The 14,962-nt window shown below is 58.9% G+C and carries 12 protein-coding genes; 8 read left to right on the top strand and 4 right to left on the bottom strand.

What is annotated here, in order from left to right:
* Window positions 1-262: 262 nt before the first annotated feature.
* The 7 genes from BLU07_RS16165 to BLU07_RS16135 all read left to right on the top strand — a co-directional run bounded on the left by BLU07_RS16165 (window position 263) and on the right by BLU07_RS16135 (window position 9,723).
* The gene (locus BLU07_RS16165; RefSeq protein WP_092389937.1) at window positions 263-2,776 is read left to right on the top strand and encodes a TonB-dependent receptor; all 2,514 of its coding nucleotides are present in this window, start codon (window positions 263-265) and stop codon (window positions 2,774-2,776) included.
* 65 nt (window positions 2,777-2,841) lie between these two features.
* Window positions 2,842-4,791, top strand: coding sequence for a phytase (locus BLU07_RS16160; protein WP_092388980.1), 1,950 nt, complete (start codon window positions 2,842-2,844; stop codon window positions 4,789-4,791).
* Window positions 4,792-4,880: 89 nt separating this feature from the next.
* Window positions 4,881-5,561, top strand: coding sequence for a protein TolQ (gene tolQ, locus BLU07_RS16155; protein WP_092388978.1), 681 nt, complete (start codon window positions 4,881-4,883; stop codon window positions 5,559-5,561).
* A 5-nt stretch (window positions 5,562-5,566) separates the two neighbouring features.
* The gene (tolR, locus tag BLU07_RS16150) at window positions 5,567-6,007 is read left to right on the top strand and encodes a protein TolR (protein ID WP_092388976.1); all 441 of its coding nucleotides are present in this window, start codon (window positions 5,567-5,569) and stop codon (window positions 6,005-6,007) included.
* Window position 6,008: 1 nt separating this feature from the next.
* Window positions 6,009-6,824, top strand: a complete 816-nt coding sequence (locus tag BLU07_RS16145) for an energy transducer TonB (RefSeq protein ID WP_092388974.1) — start codon at window positions 6,009-6,011, stop codon at window positions 6,822-6,824.
* Window positions 6,825-6,835: 11 nt separating this feature from the next.
* Window positions 6,836-8,806, top strand: a complete 1,971-nt coding sequence (locus tag BLU07_RS16140) for a PhoX family protein (protein ID WP_092388973.1) — start codon at window positions 6,836-6,838, stop codon at window positions 8,804-8,806.
* A 23-nt stretch (window positions 8,807-8,829) separates the two neighbouring features.
* Entirely contained in the window at window positions 8,830-9,723 is an 894-nt protein-coding gene (locus BLU07_RS16135; RefSeq protein ID WP_197675029.1) for a metallophosphoesterase family protein, read from the top strand.
* Window positions 9,724-9,780: 57 nt separating this feature from the next.
* Here BLU07_RS16135 and BLU07_RS16130 read toward each other — a convergent pair whose 3' ends face one another.
* The gene (locus BLU07_RS16130; protein WP_092388971.1) at window positions 9,781-10,938 is read right to left on the bottom strand and encodes an iron-containing alcohol dehydrogenase; all 1,158 of its coding nucleotides are present in this window, start codon (window positions 10,936-10,938) and stop codon (window positions 9,781-9,783) included.
* Window positions 10,939-11,237: 299 nt separating this feature from the next.
* Here BLU07_RS16130 and BLU07_RS16125 point away from each other — a divergent pair, with 299 nt between their 5' ends.
* Window positions 11,238-11,561, top strand: coding sequence for a c-type cytochrome (locus BLU07_RS16125; RefSeq protein ID WP_092388969.1), 324 nt, complete (start codon window positions 11,238-11,240; stop codon window positions 11,559-11,561).
* A 64-nt stretch (window positions 11,562-11,625) separates the two neighbouring features.
* Here BLU07_RS16125 and phoU read toward each other — a convergent pair whose 3' ends face one another.
* The 3 genes from phoU to pstA form a co-directional block, all read right to left on the bottom strand.
* Window positions 11,626-12,369 (bottom strand): phosphate signaling complex protein PhoU, encoded by a 744-nt coding sequence (phoU, locus tag BLU07_RS16120; protein WP_092388967.1) that lies wholly within the window; start codon window positions 12,367-12,369, stop codon window positions 11,626-11,628.
* 19 nt (window positions 12,370-12,388) lie between these two features.
* A complete protein-coding gene (gene pstB / locus BLU07_RS16115) occupies window positions 12,389-13,198 on the bottom strand; it encodes a phosphate ABC transporter ATP-binding protein PstB (protein WP_092389933.1) in 810 nt (269 codons plus the stop codon).
* A gap of 88 nt (window positions 13,199-13,286) precedes the next feature.
* Complete coding sequence (gene pstA / locus BLU07_RS16110; protein WP_092389931.1) at window positions 13,287-14,951, bottom strand: phosphate ABC transporter permease PstA; 1,665 nt, start codon at window positions 14,949-14,951, stop codon at window positions 13,287-13,289.
* Between the last annotated feature and the right edge of the window lie 11 nt (window positions 14,952-14,962).

Here is a 14,962-nt window from a genome sequence, read left to right as displayed (position 1 = left end):
GGTCAATTCAGCTCAGACGACAACCGCTGCAAAGGTGCACCGCACCCAAGCTTGAGCCAGACAGCCAGCATTCCGGCTGATTGAGCCGGATAGACCGGGTCGAAATAGCTCATATTTGCCTTGAAAACCGGTAAAAAAGCGGTTTTCAGGCAGGTAACTCGCCAACCTGTCACAGAACTGCAATTCACTCTGCCTAATGTCCCCTGCCAACGACGGCCAAGTAGCGGCCGCTTTTACCAATGGGAGGGGGATTCACATGGCTATGCACGCCCGCAATACCGCTTTGCTCAGCTTCAAGGTCAGCGCCCTGGCGCTGGCCATCGCCACCAGCACACACACCTGGGCCCAACAACCGGAAGTTGTCGAGGTCATTGGTCAGGCAGCCCAGCTAGAACAGGCGCTGGATGACCAGCGCAAATCGGACGCCATTCGCAGTGTGGTGCATGCCGATGCAATTGGGCAGTTGCCGGATGACAATGCCGCCGAGGCACTGCAACGAATCCCCGGGCTATCCGTTGAGCGCGATCAGGGGGAAGGGCGTTTTGTCCGGGTACGCGGACTGGGTTCTGACCTCAACGCCGTCACCATCAATGGCACCCTGGTTCCCGCACCTGAAGATGATCGTCGGGCAGTAGCAATGGATGTATTGCCCAGTGAGCTGATCCAATCGCTGTCAGTGGTCAAGACGCTGACACCGGATATGGATGCCAACTCGCTGGGCGGCACCATCGAAGTGGAAAGCCTTTCCGCGTTTGATCATGACGGGCTGTTTTACAGTCTTAACGGCGAAGCCAGCCATGACGACAATACCGGCAAGAACAGCCCCAAGCTGTCTGGCGCATTCAGCAACCGGTTCAGTCTCGGCGACGGCATCGACAACGTTGGTGTGGCCGCCGCCATTAGCTGGCAAGAGCGCAAATTCGGCTCCGACAATGTGGAAACCGGGGGTGCCTGGGACTTCGACGGAGAACCGCGGCTGGAAGAACTCGAACAGCGTCGCTATGACATTACCCGCGAACGGGCCGGCTTTGGCCTGAACCTCGACTACCGCCCAAGCGCTGACAGCGAGCTCTACCTGCGGACTCTCTACAGCAGATTCAAGGATGATGAAGTCCGCGTCGGCAATGTCATCGAGTTTGCCGATCCGCAATTGCCGGGTGAATTCGGTGCAGCGGAAGCCGAACGCTCGCTCAAGGCCCGAGAAGAAACCCAGGAAGTCAAAAGCCTGGTGCTGGGCGGGAAAAAACGCTGGGGCGACTGGACACTGTCTGGCCAGGCTGGCTATAGCCAGGCCAGTGAAGACTCGCCTGGCGGCATCGGCGGAGCCGATTTTGCCGGCAACGACGACTTCACCAATGCTGGCTTCAGCAACACTCGCACACCTCGCCTGAGTATCGACCCGGGCTTCTTTGCGGCGGGCAACTTCAGCCTGGACGCCGTCGAGTGGGAAGAGCAGATCACCACCGATACCGAACGCAATCTGCGCATTGATCTTCAGCATGATTTTGTCTGGAACGGCCTGCCATCGCAGCTCAAATTTGGCGCCAAGGGCAGCCGACGCATAAAGGACAATGATCTGGATATCTGGGTCTATGAAGACTTTGCGGACCTCGGCTTCACGGACGAACAACTCAACCTGGGCAATGTCAGCACCGGCCGCGCCCACTATGGCCTGGGGCAGTTTGGACCGACTATTTCACCCACCGCAGTCCGGCATCTGATCAGCGGCCTGAATCGTGATGACTTCTTCGATGACGAAGAGTCACGCATCAACGACTTCAGTATTCGCGAAAACATCAACGCCGCCTACCTGATGAATACGCTGGATATCGACGACCTGCGCCTGATTGCCGGTTTACGCTATGAATCCACCCGCCTGAAAGCCAAAGGTACTGGCCTGAATGAAGGTGAATTTGAGGCCACTCAACGCAACAACAACTACGACCACTGGCTACCCGGCCTGCACGCTATCTACCAGGTCAGCCCGACTACCCAGTTACGCGCCGCCTGGACCAACACCGTGGTACGACCCACCTTTGGCCAGCTGTTCCCCGGCTTTGTCCTGGATGGCGATGAAGCGGAATTCGGCAACCCCGACCTGAAAGCACTGGAATCCAGCAACCTGGATATCGGTATCGAGCACTTCATGGGTCGTGCCGGCACCGTTTCGGCCTTTGCTTTCTACAAGGACATCCGCCACTTCGTCTACGAGGCCGACCTGGCAGGTACCGGTGAATATGTTGATTTCGATGAAGCCTTTACCTTCGTCAACGGTGACAAAGCCAGCGTCTATGGTCTGGAACTGGCCTATGCACAGCAGTTCAAGTGGCTGCCGGCACCCTGGAACGGCCTGCTGCTCAACGCCAATACCACGCTGACCCGATCGCGGGCCGGCATTGAACAGTTTGACGAGGATCTGGGGCAAATACGCAAGCGCGACATCAGCCTGCCCGGTCAGTCGGACGTCACCGGCAACCTCACTCTCGGCTGGGAAAATCGGCGCATGAGCCTGCGCCTCTCGGCCAACTACAAGTCGGACTATCTCGACGAGGTCGGTGATGTTCTCGACAAACGCTATGACTACCAGGTCGATGAGCAGCTGTTCGTTGATTTCAGTGCCAACTACTTCATCACCGATCAACTGCAGGTGTTCTTCGAAGCCCAGAACCTGACAGATGAATCCTACTACGTCTTCACCGGGCGCAATGATTTCAACGCCCAGTACGAAGAATACGGCCCGAGCTACAAGCTGGGCCTGACGCTCAGCCATTTCTGATTCACCAGTCACCCGCCGGGTAACCCCGGCGGGACTCTGTCACTTTGCAGGAAACGGATTACTCCATGTTTATGTCACACAAATACAGCCTGCTGCCCGGCCTGATGTTGAGCGGCCTGCTGCTCAGCGCCTGTTCCGGTCCCAGTGCCGACACCCCTGAAACCGCTGTCGCCGCAACAGCCACCAGCAGTCATTCACTGAGCCCATGGTCAGCGGTCATTGCGTCCGAACACTGGCGCCTGGTGCCCGCAGGCAGCTCGATTGATCGCGCCGCTGCCAACAGCGATGGCCTCTGGCTGGTCGACAGCAACGGCGAATCGATTGCCCACATGCCCGGAAGTCTGGCCGGCCTGGATCTGCGTAGCACCCGTGACGGGCTGATTCTGGCCAGCGTAACGACCGGTGTAGAGCAACCCTTGGTGGTGCGCTACGACAGCCAGCAGCATGGTTTCGGCCAGCCACTGTTGCTCCCCCCCAGCCCTTACAAGGTCGAGAGCCTGTGCCTGTACCGCGATGACGCCAACAATTTATTGCTGTTCACGCTGGGCGAGGAAGGGCTGGGTGATCAATGGCTGGTTGCCAGCCAACACGGCCTGTTAGCCCAGGCACAGCACGTGCGCAGCCTGAGCATGCCACCGCAAAGCGAATTCTGCGCCGTCGACGATGACCGTCATCTGCTGTACGTCAACGAAGAAAATGTCGGTATCTGGGCTTATGGCGCCCACCCTGAGGCAGAGCTGAGCCGCGAACCGGTGGATCTGCGACAGCCTTTTGGCTCAATCGCCGGCAGTGCCGGCGCTCTGAGTGTGAGCCGGGGCATTCTGCTGGCAACTGATCCCAGCGCGCGTCAGTTACGCACCTATCAGGCCACTGCCGAGGGCTGGTCGTCCCTGCCTCCGTTGGATCTGAATGTCAGTGAAGAACCGGAATGGCTGAGTAGCCGCGCATCAGACGAGGGTGTCGACGTTTTATTGGTCGACGATGCCGATGGTGCCCTGTACCAGACTCGATTGTCTGACTTGCCACAATCCGAACAGGCTGCCACGCCGCTGCCAACGGTTCTGGCACTGGTCGCTACCGACCCGGTACCCAGTGTCGGTGACGCTGCCGACGACCCGGCCATCTGGCAGCATCCCGAACAGCCTGAACACAGCCGTGTCCTGGGTACCGACAAACGCGCAGGTCTGGGTGTCTATGATCTCGCCGGCCGGCAACTGCAATTTCTGTCCAGTGGTCGACTGAACAATGTCGATGTCCGCTCCGGCTTTCGCCTTGCGGCAGAGACGGTCGACCTGGCCGTGGCCAGCAACCGTGACGCCAATAGCCTGCACCTGTTCAGCATTGACCGCAGCAGCGGTGAGCTGACCGATATCGGCCAGGTCGAGACACCGCTCGGAGAAATCTACGGCTTGTGCATGAGCCAGTCACCCGCCGGCGACATCTACGCCATCGTCAATGACAAGGATGGACGCTTCCTGCAGTACCGCTTGAGCGCGCCGAACGGTCAGGCCCACGGCGAGCTGGTTCGTGAATTCGAGGTTGCCAGTCAGCCGGAGGGCTGCGTTGCCGACGATCTGCGTCAGCGGTTATTCATTGGTGAGGAAAACGTCGCCGTCTGGGCCCTGGATGCCTCAGCCGAGGCTGACAGCGAGCTGCACAAGGTGATCGATGTCGGCGGCCTGGTGCAGGCGGATATCGAAGGCCTGGCACTGTATCAGGACGCTGACCACCCCTACCTGGTGATTTCCAGCCAGGGCAACAACAGCTATGTAGTCATTGATGCCGAACCGCCTTATGCCAAGCGCGGTGCCTTTCGCATCGGCCTCAATGCCGAGCTGAATATTGACGGCGCCTCGGAAACCGATGGCCTGGAGGTTACTTCCAGCAATCTGGGTGGCCCCTGGCAGCAGGGTTTGCTGGTGGTGCAGGACGGTCGCAAGCGTATGCCGGAAGACAACCAGAACTACAAATATGTGCCCTGGCAGGCAGTCGCCGACTTGCTCGAACTGCCCTGATCCGGCCCGGCATCACACAAGCGTAACCATTTTTCCATTCCATTGATGAAACGGAGCGCCCTCGGCGCTCCACGCGAGGAGTAAGTCCCATGCCCACCACAGTCGATAGTATGTATGTCTGGGCGCTGGTCGAAGAAGCCAGTGTTCTGGTGCAACTGGTCATGCTGACCCTGGTTCTGGCCTCTCTGCTGTCCTGGTTCGTGATCATCCAGCGCAGCACAGTGTTCAAGCAATCACGTCGAGCGCTGGACAATATCGAACAACAGTGTCAGCAGGCTGACCTGCTGACATTCCACGCTGAATCGGCTGAAGCCCAGACGGGAGCCAGCACAGTCGTTCAGGCCGGCCGCCATGAATTCAACCGCTATCAGCAACAACCCAATGGCAATCCGCAAGTCGTGCTGGACGGCGTAGAGCGTGCCATGCAACTGGCCATCTCGCGGGAGGAACGGCGGCTCGGGCGCAACCTGCCATTTCTTGCCACCGTGGGCTCGGTCAGTCCCTATATCGGCCTGTTTGGTACCGTCTGGGGGATCATGAATTCCTTTATCGGCCTGTCTCAGGTACAGCAGGCCACGCTGGCCGCCGTCGCTCCCGGGATTGCCGAAGCATTGATCGCTACGGCTATTGGCCTGTTTGCCGCGATTCCCGCCGTGATCGCCTACAACCGCTTCGCTGCGCGCGGTGAAGAGATGATTGCCCGCTATTACAGCCTGGCGGGGGAGCTCAGCGCGAATGTCCACCGCCAACTGCATCTGGGTCGGGGGTAACTGTCATGCGACCACCCCGCTCCGTACTCAAGCCCAAAGCAGAAATGAATGTAGTGCCCTACATCGATGTCATGCTGGTACTGCTGGTGATCTTCATGGTTACCGCACCCATGCTGACCCAGGGCATCCCGGTCGAGCTGCCCAGGGTAGCAGCTGAAACCCTGGATGACAGTGATCCCCTGTCCATCGTCACCCTGTCGATCGATGCTGATGGCCAGTTTCACTGGAACCAGGGTGAAACCGTCGATACCGATAGCTACAGCAACAGCAGTGCTGATCTCCAGGACATGAGCGCGCGCATCGGTGCCGTGGTCGAGAGTAACCCCGATACCCAGGTATTCATCCGTGCTGACAGCGCAGCCGACTATGGTCATGTCGCCAGTGCCATCGGGGCATTGCAGCAAGGTGGCGTGAGTCGTCTCGGCCTGATCACCGAGGCTCCTTGAGATGACCATGCGTATGGCCTTGCACAATGACTCCCTGACCCGGCAACCGAATCCGTACTCGGGCACAGCGCTATGGCGTCAATGGGGCTGGCCTGCCTGTGCCACGCTTCTGGTTCACGGCCTGGCGCTGGCCACGCTGGCAGTGAACTGGGCTCCAGTTGCGCCCGCTCCGGCGCACGCACCTGACAGCGTCAGTCTGACCCTGATGAGTATGCCGCTGCCACCCCCGCCGCCACCACCTTTGCCGGAAGCAGTTGTCGAACCACCACCGCAGCCAGCACCGGTCACCAAGCCGGCGCCCGAGCCGGTAGTTGACCAGGCGGCGATTGCTCGTGAGCGCCGGGCCCGGGAGCAAGAGCGGGAGCGGCTCAAGGAGCACGAACGCCAGCAGCAGGCTCTTGAGCGCGAGCAACAGGCCGAACGCGAGCGGGAGCGCGCCCGTGAAGAGCAGCGGCGTCAGCAGGAACGGCAGCATCAACAGGCATTGGCTGCCAAGGCTGAACAGGCCCGTCTGGCCGCCGAGCAAGAGGCCCGGGCACGCCAGCAGATCAGCCAGTACCAGCCTGTCAGAAAGATTGCACCGGATTACCCGCGGCGGGCTCTGGATCATTCCATTGAGGGCGATTGTACCGTGCAGTACGACGTTACCCCCAATGGCCGTGTCAGCCAGCCGAGTATCGTCAGCTGCGATGACCCGCTGTTCGAGCGCCCTTCGCTACGTGCTGCAGCCGCGTTTCGCTACGAGCCACATCGGGTCAACGGCGAGGCCATTCGCGTGCCTGGCGTGCGCAACACCTTCCGCTATCGCATCGAATAAAGGTAACTCTCATGCCTGATAGACAACAGCATCAGGATTTTCACAACGCCATCGAGGCCTGTGATGATCGTATTCTCAACCCACGCGGGCTACCCGACAGTTTCGGTCGGCGCCAGGTCCTCAAGGGAGGTCTGGCCCTGAGCATGATGGGGTTGTTCGCGCCCTTGCTGACAGCCTGCCAAAACCAGACGGGCACACAAACCAGCACGCTGCTGGGCTTTGCCTCGGTGGCCGCCCAGACCTCGGACAGTTTCGACCAGGTCGTGGTACCCGCTGGCTACCGGGCCGAGCCCTTTTTTTCCTGGGGTGATCCGGTGCTGCCCAATGCGCCAATCTGGCGGGGAGATGCCAGCGAAGACTGGCAGGCACAGTTGCTGCAAGCCGGTGACAACCACGACGGCATGCACTTTTTCCCTTTTGCCAGTGACCCGGACAATCACGGCCTGTTGGTGATCAATCATGAATACATCAACCCCACCCTGCACCCCGACGGAGCAACCGAGTACCCGCATGCCGACGGTAGCCGTCAACGAACCTTGCAAGAGGTCCTCAAGGAGCAAGCCGCCCATGGCATCAGCATTATCGAGCTCAAGCGCAACGATTCCGGCCGTTGGCAGCGGGTATTGGGTGACTATAACCGGCGTATCAGCAGTCTGACGCCCATGCGTCTCAGCGGCCCGCTAGCCGGTGACCCGCGCATGTGCACTGCCAGCGACCCTGGCGGCCGGGACGTGATCGGCACCCTGAACAACTGCGCCATGGGCGTCACGCCCTGGGGCACCTATCTGGCCTGCGAAGAAAACTTCCACAACTACTTCGTTAACCGCGACCCGAATGACCATGCCATTCGCCCGGAGCACCAGCGCTATGGAATCGGCAATGGTGCCAGTAGCCGCTACTACGCCTGGGAATCTGTCGATCCGCGCTTTGATGCTACCCCCCAGCCAGAACAACCGCATCAGGGACATGTGAATGAACCCAATCGCTTTGGCTGGGTAGTTGAGATTGACCCCTTCGACCCGCAGAGCACACCGCGCAAGCTGACCGCGATGGGCCGCCTGGGTCGTGAATGCTCCGTCTGTTCACTGGCTGATGACGGCAGCATGGCGTTCTATTCCGGCGATGATGCGCGGGGAGAATATGTCTGGAAGTTCATCCCCGATGGCCGCCACGATCCGGATAACCCGCGCGCCAGCCGCGCATTGCTGGACAAAGGCACCCTTTATGCCGCGCGTTTTGATGCCGACGGCCGTGGCCATTGGCTGGCCTTGATCCACGGCCAGGGGCCGCTGACTGCCGCCAACGGCTTTCCCGACCAGCAGGCCGTGCTACTCAATGCCCGCGGCGCTGCCGACCTGCTCGGCGCCACCCCGATGGATCGTCCTGAGTGGGTGGCCGTCAGCCCGCTCAATCGCGATGTCTATGTCAGCCTGACCAACAATCATCAGCGCGGCAGTACCTTTGCGCTGGATGCCGCCAACCCGCGACCGAATAATCAACACGGCCAGATCCTGCGCTGGAGCGAAGATGGCGGCCTGCCGACCGCACTCAGCTTTGACTGGGAGCTTTTCCTGCTTGCCGGCGACGCACCCGGTGCACTGGATGCCGATGGCTACCCGGTAGCCGAGGAACTGATCGGGACTATCCGGGGCGATAGCTTCTCGTCACCCGATGGCCTGGCGTTTGATGCTGATGGCCGGCTGTGGATTCAGACCGATGCCGATGAGAGCGCCCCGCATACCCACAACATGGGCTGCAATCAGTTGCTGTGTGCCGACCCCAACAGCCGCGAGGTGCGCCGCTTTCTGGTTGGCCCCTGGGGGGCTGAGATCACCGGCATTACCTGGAGCCCGGATTACCGGACGTTGTGGATCAATGTGCAACACCCGGGCATCAGCTACCCGGCCAGTGACGGGCACTCACGTCCTCGCTCAACCACCGTCATGATCACCCGCGAAGATGGCGGCATCATCGGCGCGTGACCTTCTTACCCAAAGGAATTCCTATGTTCAGCATGAAACAGCTCGTTGTTACCCTTGTTTTATTATTTGCTGGCAGCCACGCGCTGGGCGCGCCTGCTACGCAAGTGCGCGAACCGATACTGCGCTTTGTCGCCCTCGGTGACGCCGAACCCAAGCCGGAAGCCCGGTTTCCGGGTCTGGCTGCCGCCGTCGATGACGTAAATCTGCTGGCGAAGCAAGAACAGCTGGATTTTGCCATTGGCGTCGGCGACATCGCCCACAAAGGGACGCTGGTGCAATACCAGGCAGCCAGCCATGAGCTGGAACGGCTGTCACTGGCGTTTTACCCGATCATGGGCAATGAAGAGCACGGCAGCACCGTGGCGCGCTTCCTGGAGTTTGCACAACGCTGGAACCCGGAACTGGCCGGCCTTGAAGTCCCGAGCTATGTGCTGGAATTCGAGCACATTGCTGTGGTACTGGCCTCACCGGACCATGGCCGCGATTTTGCGGATGAAGGTATCGCCTGGGTCACCGAGCAGCTGCAAGCCCTGGCGCCAAAGCCCGTGTTACTCGTCGTGCATGGCGCCCAGACCGGGGTTTATCCGGAAAATCCTGACAAGGGTATTACTCACCCGGATTTTGCCCGGGTGATCCGCCAACCCAACCTGGCTGCGATCATTTCCGGTGACTTGCATATGGACATGCCCAGAGTCGAGCACTCCAAGCAGATTGGCGATATTCACTATCTGCACATCCCGGCTCTGGAGCGCACCAAGATTCCCGATGAGTCACACCACACCCCGATGTTTCGGACCTTTGCTCTGTATGCCGACGGCACACTGGACGTCGAGACCTTTATTGCCGACGGCTCATTAGAGCCGATCGCGGAATTCGATTACCGCTTCAGAATACAACCCTGGGCGACTGCTGACTGAAGTGCCAGAAACACAAAACCCGCCAATCGGCGGGTTTTGTGTTCGTTCAACGCAAGCTCAGAGCTTGCCCTGCAAGGCATTCAGGAACAGTTGCTGGTATTGCGCGGCATCCAGCTTGATCGGGTTGGTGCCGGCACTCGGATCCTTGACCGACATGGCGCCCAGGGTTTCCGCCTGTGCATCGTCGATACCAATATCGGCCAGGGTATTCGGGATGTCCAGTTCCTGACGCAGATCCAGTACCCAGTCCAGCATGCCATCGAAGTTCTGCTTGGGCAGCCCCAGGTAACGGGCGGCACGCTCCATCTCTGGCTCGATGGCACTGCGGTTGGTTTGCAGCACATAGGGCATCACAATCGCGTTCAGGGTGCCATGGTGCGCATCGTAGACCGCCCCCAGGCTGTGCGACAGCGCGTGAATCGCGCCGAGGCCACGCTGGAAGGCGGTACAGCCCATGGTCGATGCAACCAGCATCTGCATGCGCGCATCAATATCAGTACCTTGCCTGGTGGCACGCGGCAGGTTTTCCTTGACCAGGCGCATACCTTCCAGAGCAATACCTTCAGCCATGGGATGGAACAGCGGTACACAGAAGGCTTCCAGGCAGTGCGCCAGCGCGTCCATACCCGTGGCGGCGGTCATTTTGGGTGGCAGACCAATCGTCAGCTCGGGGTCAAGAATGACAATGCCCGGGACCAGCTTGGCGTGGAACATAAGCCGCTTGGCATGGTTCTCTTCGTCGGTAATCACCGAGGCCTGACCCACTTCAGAGCCGGTACCCGCCGTGGTCGGCACGGCAACCACCGGCAGCATCTTGCTGGCATCGACATTGGAGGGCTTGAAGGCATCCCACAAGTCGATACCCTGATAGGCAAACAGCGCAATCGCCTTGGCCGCATCAATCGCCGAACCGCCACCAAAAGCGATCACGCCATCGTGGTTGCCGGCTTTCAGTGCGGCAGCCCCGTTGAGCACGTTGGCGCTGCTCGGGTTCCCTTTGACATCGCTGAACACAGCGGCTTGGAGTCCGGCATCACGGCATGACTGTATCGCTGCATCAACCATTGGCAGCGCTGCCAGGCCCGGGTCAGTGACCAGCAAGGGCGCTTTCATGCCCAACTGCTTGCAGGCCTTGGGCAGCTCACTGATGCGGCCAGGGCCAACACGCATCAAGGTCGGGTAATGCCAGTTCATGCTGTAAGAAGTGATGTCCATGCTGTCTCCGCTAAAAGCTCGTTATTGGAAGGGGGTATCGGTGTGGTTGCGGGCGGTCAATCAGGCCAGTTGACTACCGGGATACAGAACCGATTTGTGTCCCGCAACATACCCAAAACTGCCGCCTACGTCCATGCCCGATAACATCTGCTGCGACAATTGGCCACTTGCTTTCCGGCTTGCAGACAGTAAGTATTGGAGCATACGGGTAAGCCCAAACCAGTAATCCCTGGCTTGCCGTGCTGATAAGCGCTGATCACAGCGCATTTTGCATCCGCTTCAATGCCTTGAGGATAACCATGATGAAAATTCTGATGTCTACCCTGTCTCTGGCCGCACTGTTGGCCGCTCCAGTCGTCATGGCCGACGATCCCGAACAACTGTTTGCCACCAAAGCCTGCGCTGCCTGCCACGCTCTGGATGACAGCCAGCGCGTGGGTCCGGGTATGGCTGCCGTGCAGGCACGCTATGCCGATGAGGACCAGGAAGCCATTGTCGCCACCCTGGCAGGCCGCATCAAAAACGGCAATGTGGGCAACTGGGGACAGATTCCCATGCCTGCCAACGCCGCCATTACCGAAGAACAGGCGAAAATTCTTGCCGAGTGGGTTATGACCCGCTGATTCAGGCTGTGCGATAAAAAAAACCCGCTAATGCGGGTTTTTTTACTCACAAGCTACCAGCATGTCAGGACTTGCCAACCTCACCCTGATCTTCCTGGATGGTCGCCTCCATGCTCTTGAGTCCCTTGTAGCGGACATCACGACCAATCACCAGGTAGATCACCTGTTCGGCAATGTTGCGCGCATGATCACCTACCCTTTCCAGTGAGCGCAGCACCCAGAGCACATTCAGCACTCGACCGATGGAGCGCGGGTCCTCCATCATGAAAGTAACCAGTTCACGCATGGCAGTCTTGTATTCCTGGTCGACAATCTTGTCTTCGCGGGCTACAGCAAAGGCCAGATCACTATCCAGGCGAGCAAAGGCATCCAGGGAATCCTGAACCATCTTGCGCACGTGGGCGCCGATGTGGCGACATTCCACGTAACCACGTGGCGACTGACCTTCATCGACCAGATGCAGGGCGCGCTTGGCGACCTTGGATGCTTCGTCTCCAATCCGCTCCAGATCAACAATGATCTTGTTGATGCTCATGACCAGACGCAGATCACTGGCCGCCGGTTGACGGCGGGCCAGAATGCGCATGCATTCCTCGTCGATCTGCACTTCCATCTGGTTGACCGCCTGATCACTGTCGCGCACCTTTTCGGCCAGATTGCCATCACCATTGATCAGTGCGTTGACCGCGTCATTGATCTGCTTCTCCACCAGCCCACCCATCTCCAGCATCTGGGTGCGGACTTCCTCGAGTTCGGCATTGAACTGTTGGGAAATGTGCTGGCTGAAACCTTCGGTTTCCTTGTTCATCGTGCATCCCCCCTCGGGATCAGCCGTAACGGCCGGTGATGTAGTCTTCGGTTTGCTTCTTGCTCGGGTTGGTGAACAGGGTGTTGGTGTCACCATATTCAATCAGATCACCCATATACATGAAGGCGGTGTAGTCAGACACTCGCGCCGCCTGCTGCATGTTGTGCGTCACAATGACGATGGTGTAGTCATTTTTCAGCTCGTTGATCAGCTCCTCGATCTTCAGGGTAGAGATCGGATCAAGGGCCGAAGCCGGCTCATCGAGCAGAATCACTTCCGGTTCGATGGCAATGGCCCGGGCAATCACCAGACGCTGTTGCTGGCCGCCGGACATGCCGAAGGCGTTGTCGTTCAGGCGGTCCTTGACCTCATCCCAGAGTGCCGCTGCACGCAGCGAACGTTCGACCACTTCATCAAGATCACGCTTGGAGTTGACGCCCTGCAGGCGCAAGCCATAGGCCACGTTCTCGTAGATCGACTTGGGGAAAGGGTTAGGCTTCTGGAATACCATGCCGACACTGCGACGAAGCTCGGCAACATCGACATCGCGGCCATAGATGTTCTTGCCGTCCATGTTGATTTCGCCGGTGATACGGCAAATATCGACCAGGTCATTCATGCGATTGAAGCAACGCAACAGCGTTGACTTGCCGCAGCCGGACGGGCCGATAAACGCAGTGACCTTTTTCTCCGGAATACGCAGATCAATCCCGTTCAACGCCCGGTCATTGCCGTAGTGCAATTCCAGGTTGTTGACCTCAATCTTGATTTTTTCATCAGCCAGCGACAAAACCTCGCCTTTGTGTCCCAGCGCCTGGCTGGCGGACATCGAAATCGGATTCTGCTCGGGCTGGTTGGCCGGTGTGTTCATGCCTGTGCTCTCAGTAGTCATAAGATAATTCCTGTCGTCAGTGCGCTTAGTCGGAAGCGCTGCGGTAGCGTTCACGCAGGTGGTTGCGGATCGAGATAGCGGTCAGGTTGAGCGCCACGATCAGCAGTACCAGTACCAGCGCAGTGGCATAGACCAGCGGGCGAGCCGCTTCTACGTTGGGGCTCTGGAAGCCGACGTCGTAGATATGGAAGCCCAGGTGCATGATCTTGCGTTCCAGGTGGATAAAGGGGAATTCGGCATCCACCGGCAGGGTCGGAGCCAGTTTCACGACACCCACCAGCATCAGTGGAGCGACTTCACCGGCAGCCCGCGCAATGGCCAGAATCAGACCGGTCATCATCGCCGGAGTAGCCAGCGGAACAATGACCTTCCACAGAGTCTCTGCCTTGGTAGCACCCAGCGCCAGACTGCCCTGACGGATGGTGCTCGGAATCCGCGCCAGACCTTCTTCGGTCGACACGATCACGATTGGCAGGGTCAACAGGGCCAGAGTCAAGGAAGCCCAGAACAGACCCGGAGTACCGAACGTGGGTGCCGGCATGGCAGCTTCATAGAACATCTGGTCGATGCTGCCACCAAGGAAGTACACGAAGAAGCCAAGACCAAAAACCCCGTAGACGATCGACGGTACCCCGGCCAGGTTATACACCGAGATGCGTATGATCCGCGTTATCAGACCCTGCTTGGCATATTCGCGCAGATAAATGGCCGCGAAGATACCGAAGGGCGTGACGATGATCGACATCACGAAGACCATGATCACAGTCCCGAAAATCGCCGGGAAGATCCCCCCCTCGGTATTGGCCTCACGCGGTTCATCAACGATGAATTCGCCCATGCGGACAAAATACTGCCCCAGCTTGTCCGGCGTACTCATGGCATTGGGCGCAGTTACTCGCACGACATCCGCCAACGAGATATCCAGCTCATTGCCATCATTCATGCGCATGCGCAAGGTGTCACGGTGAGTACTGTTGTACAGAATATCCAGTTCGGCACGCAACACTTCGTAATCGGCATCCAGCTCCGCCTTGCGCTGAGCGATCCGCTCCTCAGCCAGTGCACGCTCGGTGCCGGTCACATTGCGCAGATCCAGATTACGCCGGTCCAGACGCAGTTGCTCGATACCTGCGTTGATCCGGCCAATCTCGCCACGCTCGATCGACTTGATGTTGTCATGCAGCTGCAGGCTGCGATCAATGGTTTCCTGGGTAGCGGTCCAGAAGTTCTCATCCTGTGGCGTCAGTCGTTCACCGTCATACTCCAGGCTGACCGGATAGCCGTAGAAATTGCCCCATTCGCGGCGTTCGATTACCCATACGTTGTCCGGATACTTGAATTCGCCCATACCGAATTCGGTATACCAGGCAAAATCACGGCCGGTCTGATCACGGTTACCCTGCTTGAACAGAAAGCGGGTGACCAACTCCTTGTCCTCGGGCACCTTGTAACCAGCGTCAATCGCTACAGCGGCCGGAATGGTTTGCGAGCGCACCACCTCACCAAGAATCTCACTGCGCGTACCGTCAGTCTCGACCACGGCCACCTGAGCGACATCGGCCGGCCAGAAGTGCGCAAAACCGCGCACCGCAATCAATCCGATCAGACCTACCACCATGATCATGCATATTGCCACCGCACCGGCATTCAGCCAGATCCAGGGAGCACCACTCTTGAACCAGGATTTCATCATATTCCCCT

The sequence above is a fragment of the Halopseudomonas salegens genome (genome assembly GCF_900105655.1).
Lineage (GTDB): Bacteria > Pseudomonadota > Gammaproteobacteria > Pseudomonadales > Pseudomonadaceae > Halopseudomonas > Halopseudomonas salegens.
This window is presented reverse-complemented; position numbering and strand designations above follow the sequence as displayed.

What these genes read in the sequence shown, in the direction of transcription:
- BLU07_RS16165 (WP_092389937.1), top strand. Translation starts at nt 263, where the DNA reads ATGCACGCCCGCAATACCGCTTTGCTCAGCTTCAAGGTCAGCGCCCTG.
- BLU07_RS16160 (WP_092388980.1), top strand. Translation starts at nt 2,842, where the DNA reads ATGTTTATGTCACACAAATACAGCCTGCTGCCCGGCCTGATGTTGAGC.
- tolQ (WP_092388978.1), top strand. Translation starts at nt 4,881, where the DNA reads ATGCCCACCACAGTCGATAGTATGTATGTCTGGGCGCTGGTCGAAGAA.
- tolR (WP_092388976.1), top strand. Translation starts at nt 5,567, where the DNA reads ATGCGACCACCCCGCTCCGTACTCAAGCCCAAAGCAGAAATGAATGTA.
- BLU07_RS16145 (WP_092388974.1), top strand. Translation starts at nt 6,009, where the DNA reads ATGACCATGCGTATGGCCTTGCACAATGACTCCCTGACCCGGCAACCG.
- BLU07_RS16140 (WP_092388973.1), top strand. Translation starts at nt 6,836, where the DNA reads ATGCCTGATAGACAACAGCATCAGGATTTTCACAACGCCATCGAGGCC.
- BLU07_RS16135 (WP_197675029.1), top strand. Translation starts at nt 8,830, where the DNA reads ATGTTCAGCATGAAACAGCTCGTTGTTACCCTTGTTTTATTATTTGCT.
- BLU07_RS16130 (WP_092388971.1), bottom strand. Translation starts at nt 10,938, where the DNA reads ATGGACATCACTTCTTACAGCATGAACTGGCATTACCCGACCTTGATG.
- BLU07_RS16125 (WP_092388969.1), top strand. Translation starts at nt 11,238, where the DNA reads ATGATGAAAATTCTGATGTCTACCCTGTCTCTGGCCGCACTGTTGGCC.
- phoU (WP_092388967.1), bottom strand. Translation starts at nt 12,369, where the DNA reads ATGAACAAGGAAACCGAAGGTTTCAGCCAGCACATTTCCCAACAGTTC.
- pstB (WP_092389933.1), bottom strand. Translation starts at nt 13,198, where the DNA reads ATGTCCGCCAGCCAGGCGCTGGGACACAAAGGCGAGGTTTTGTCGCTG.
- pstA (WP_092389931.1), bottom strand. Translation starts at nt 14,951, where the DNA reads ATGAAATCCTGGTTCAAGAGTGGTGCTCCCTGGATCTGGCTGAATGCC.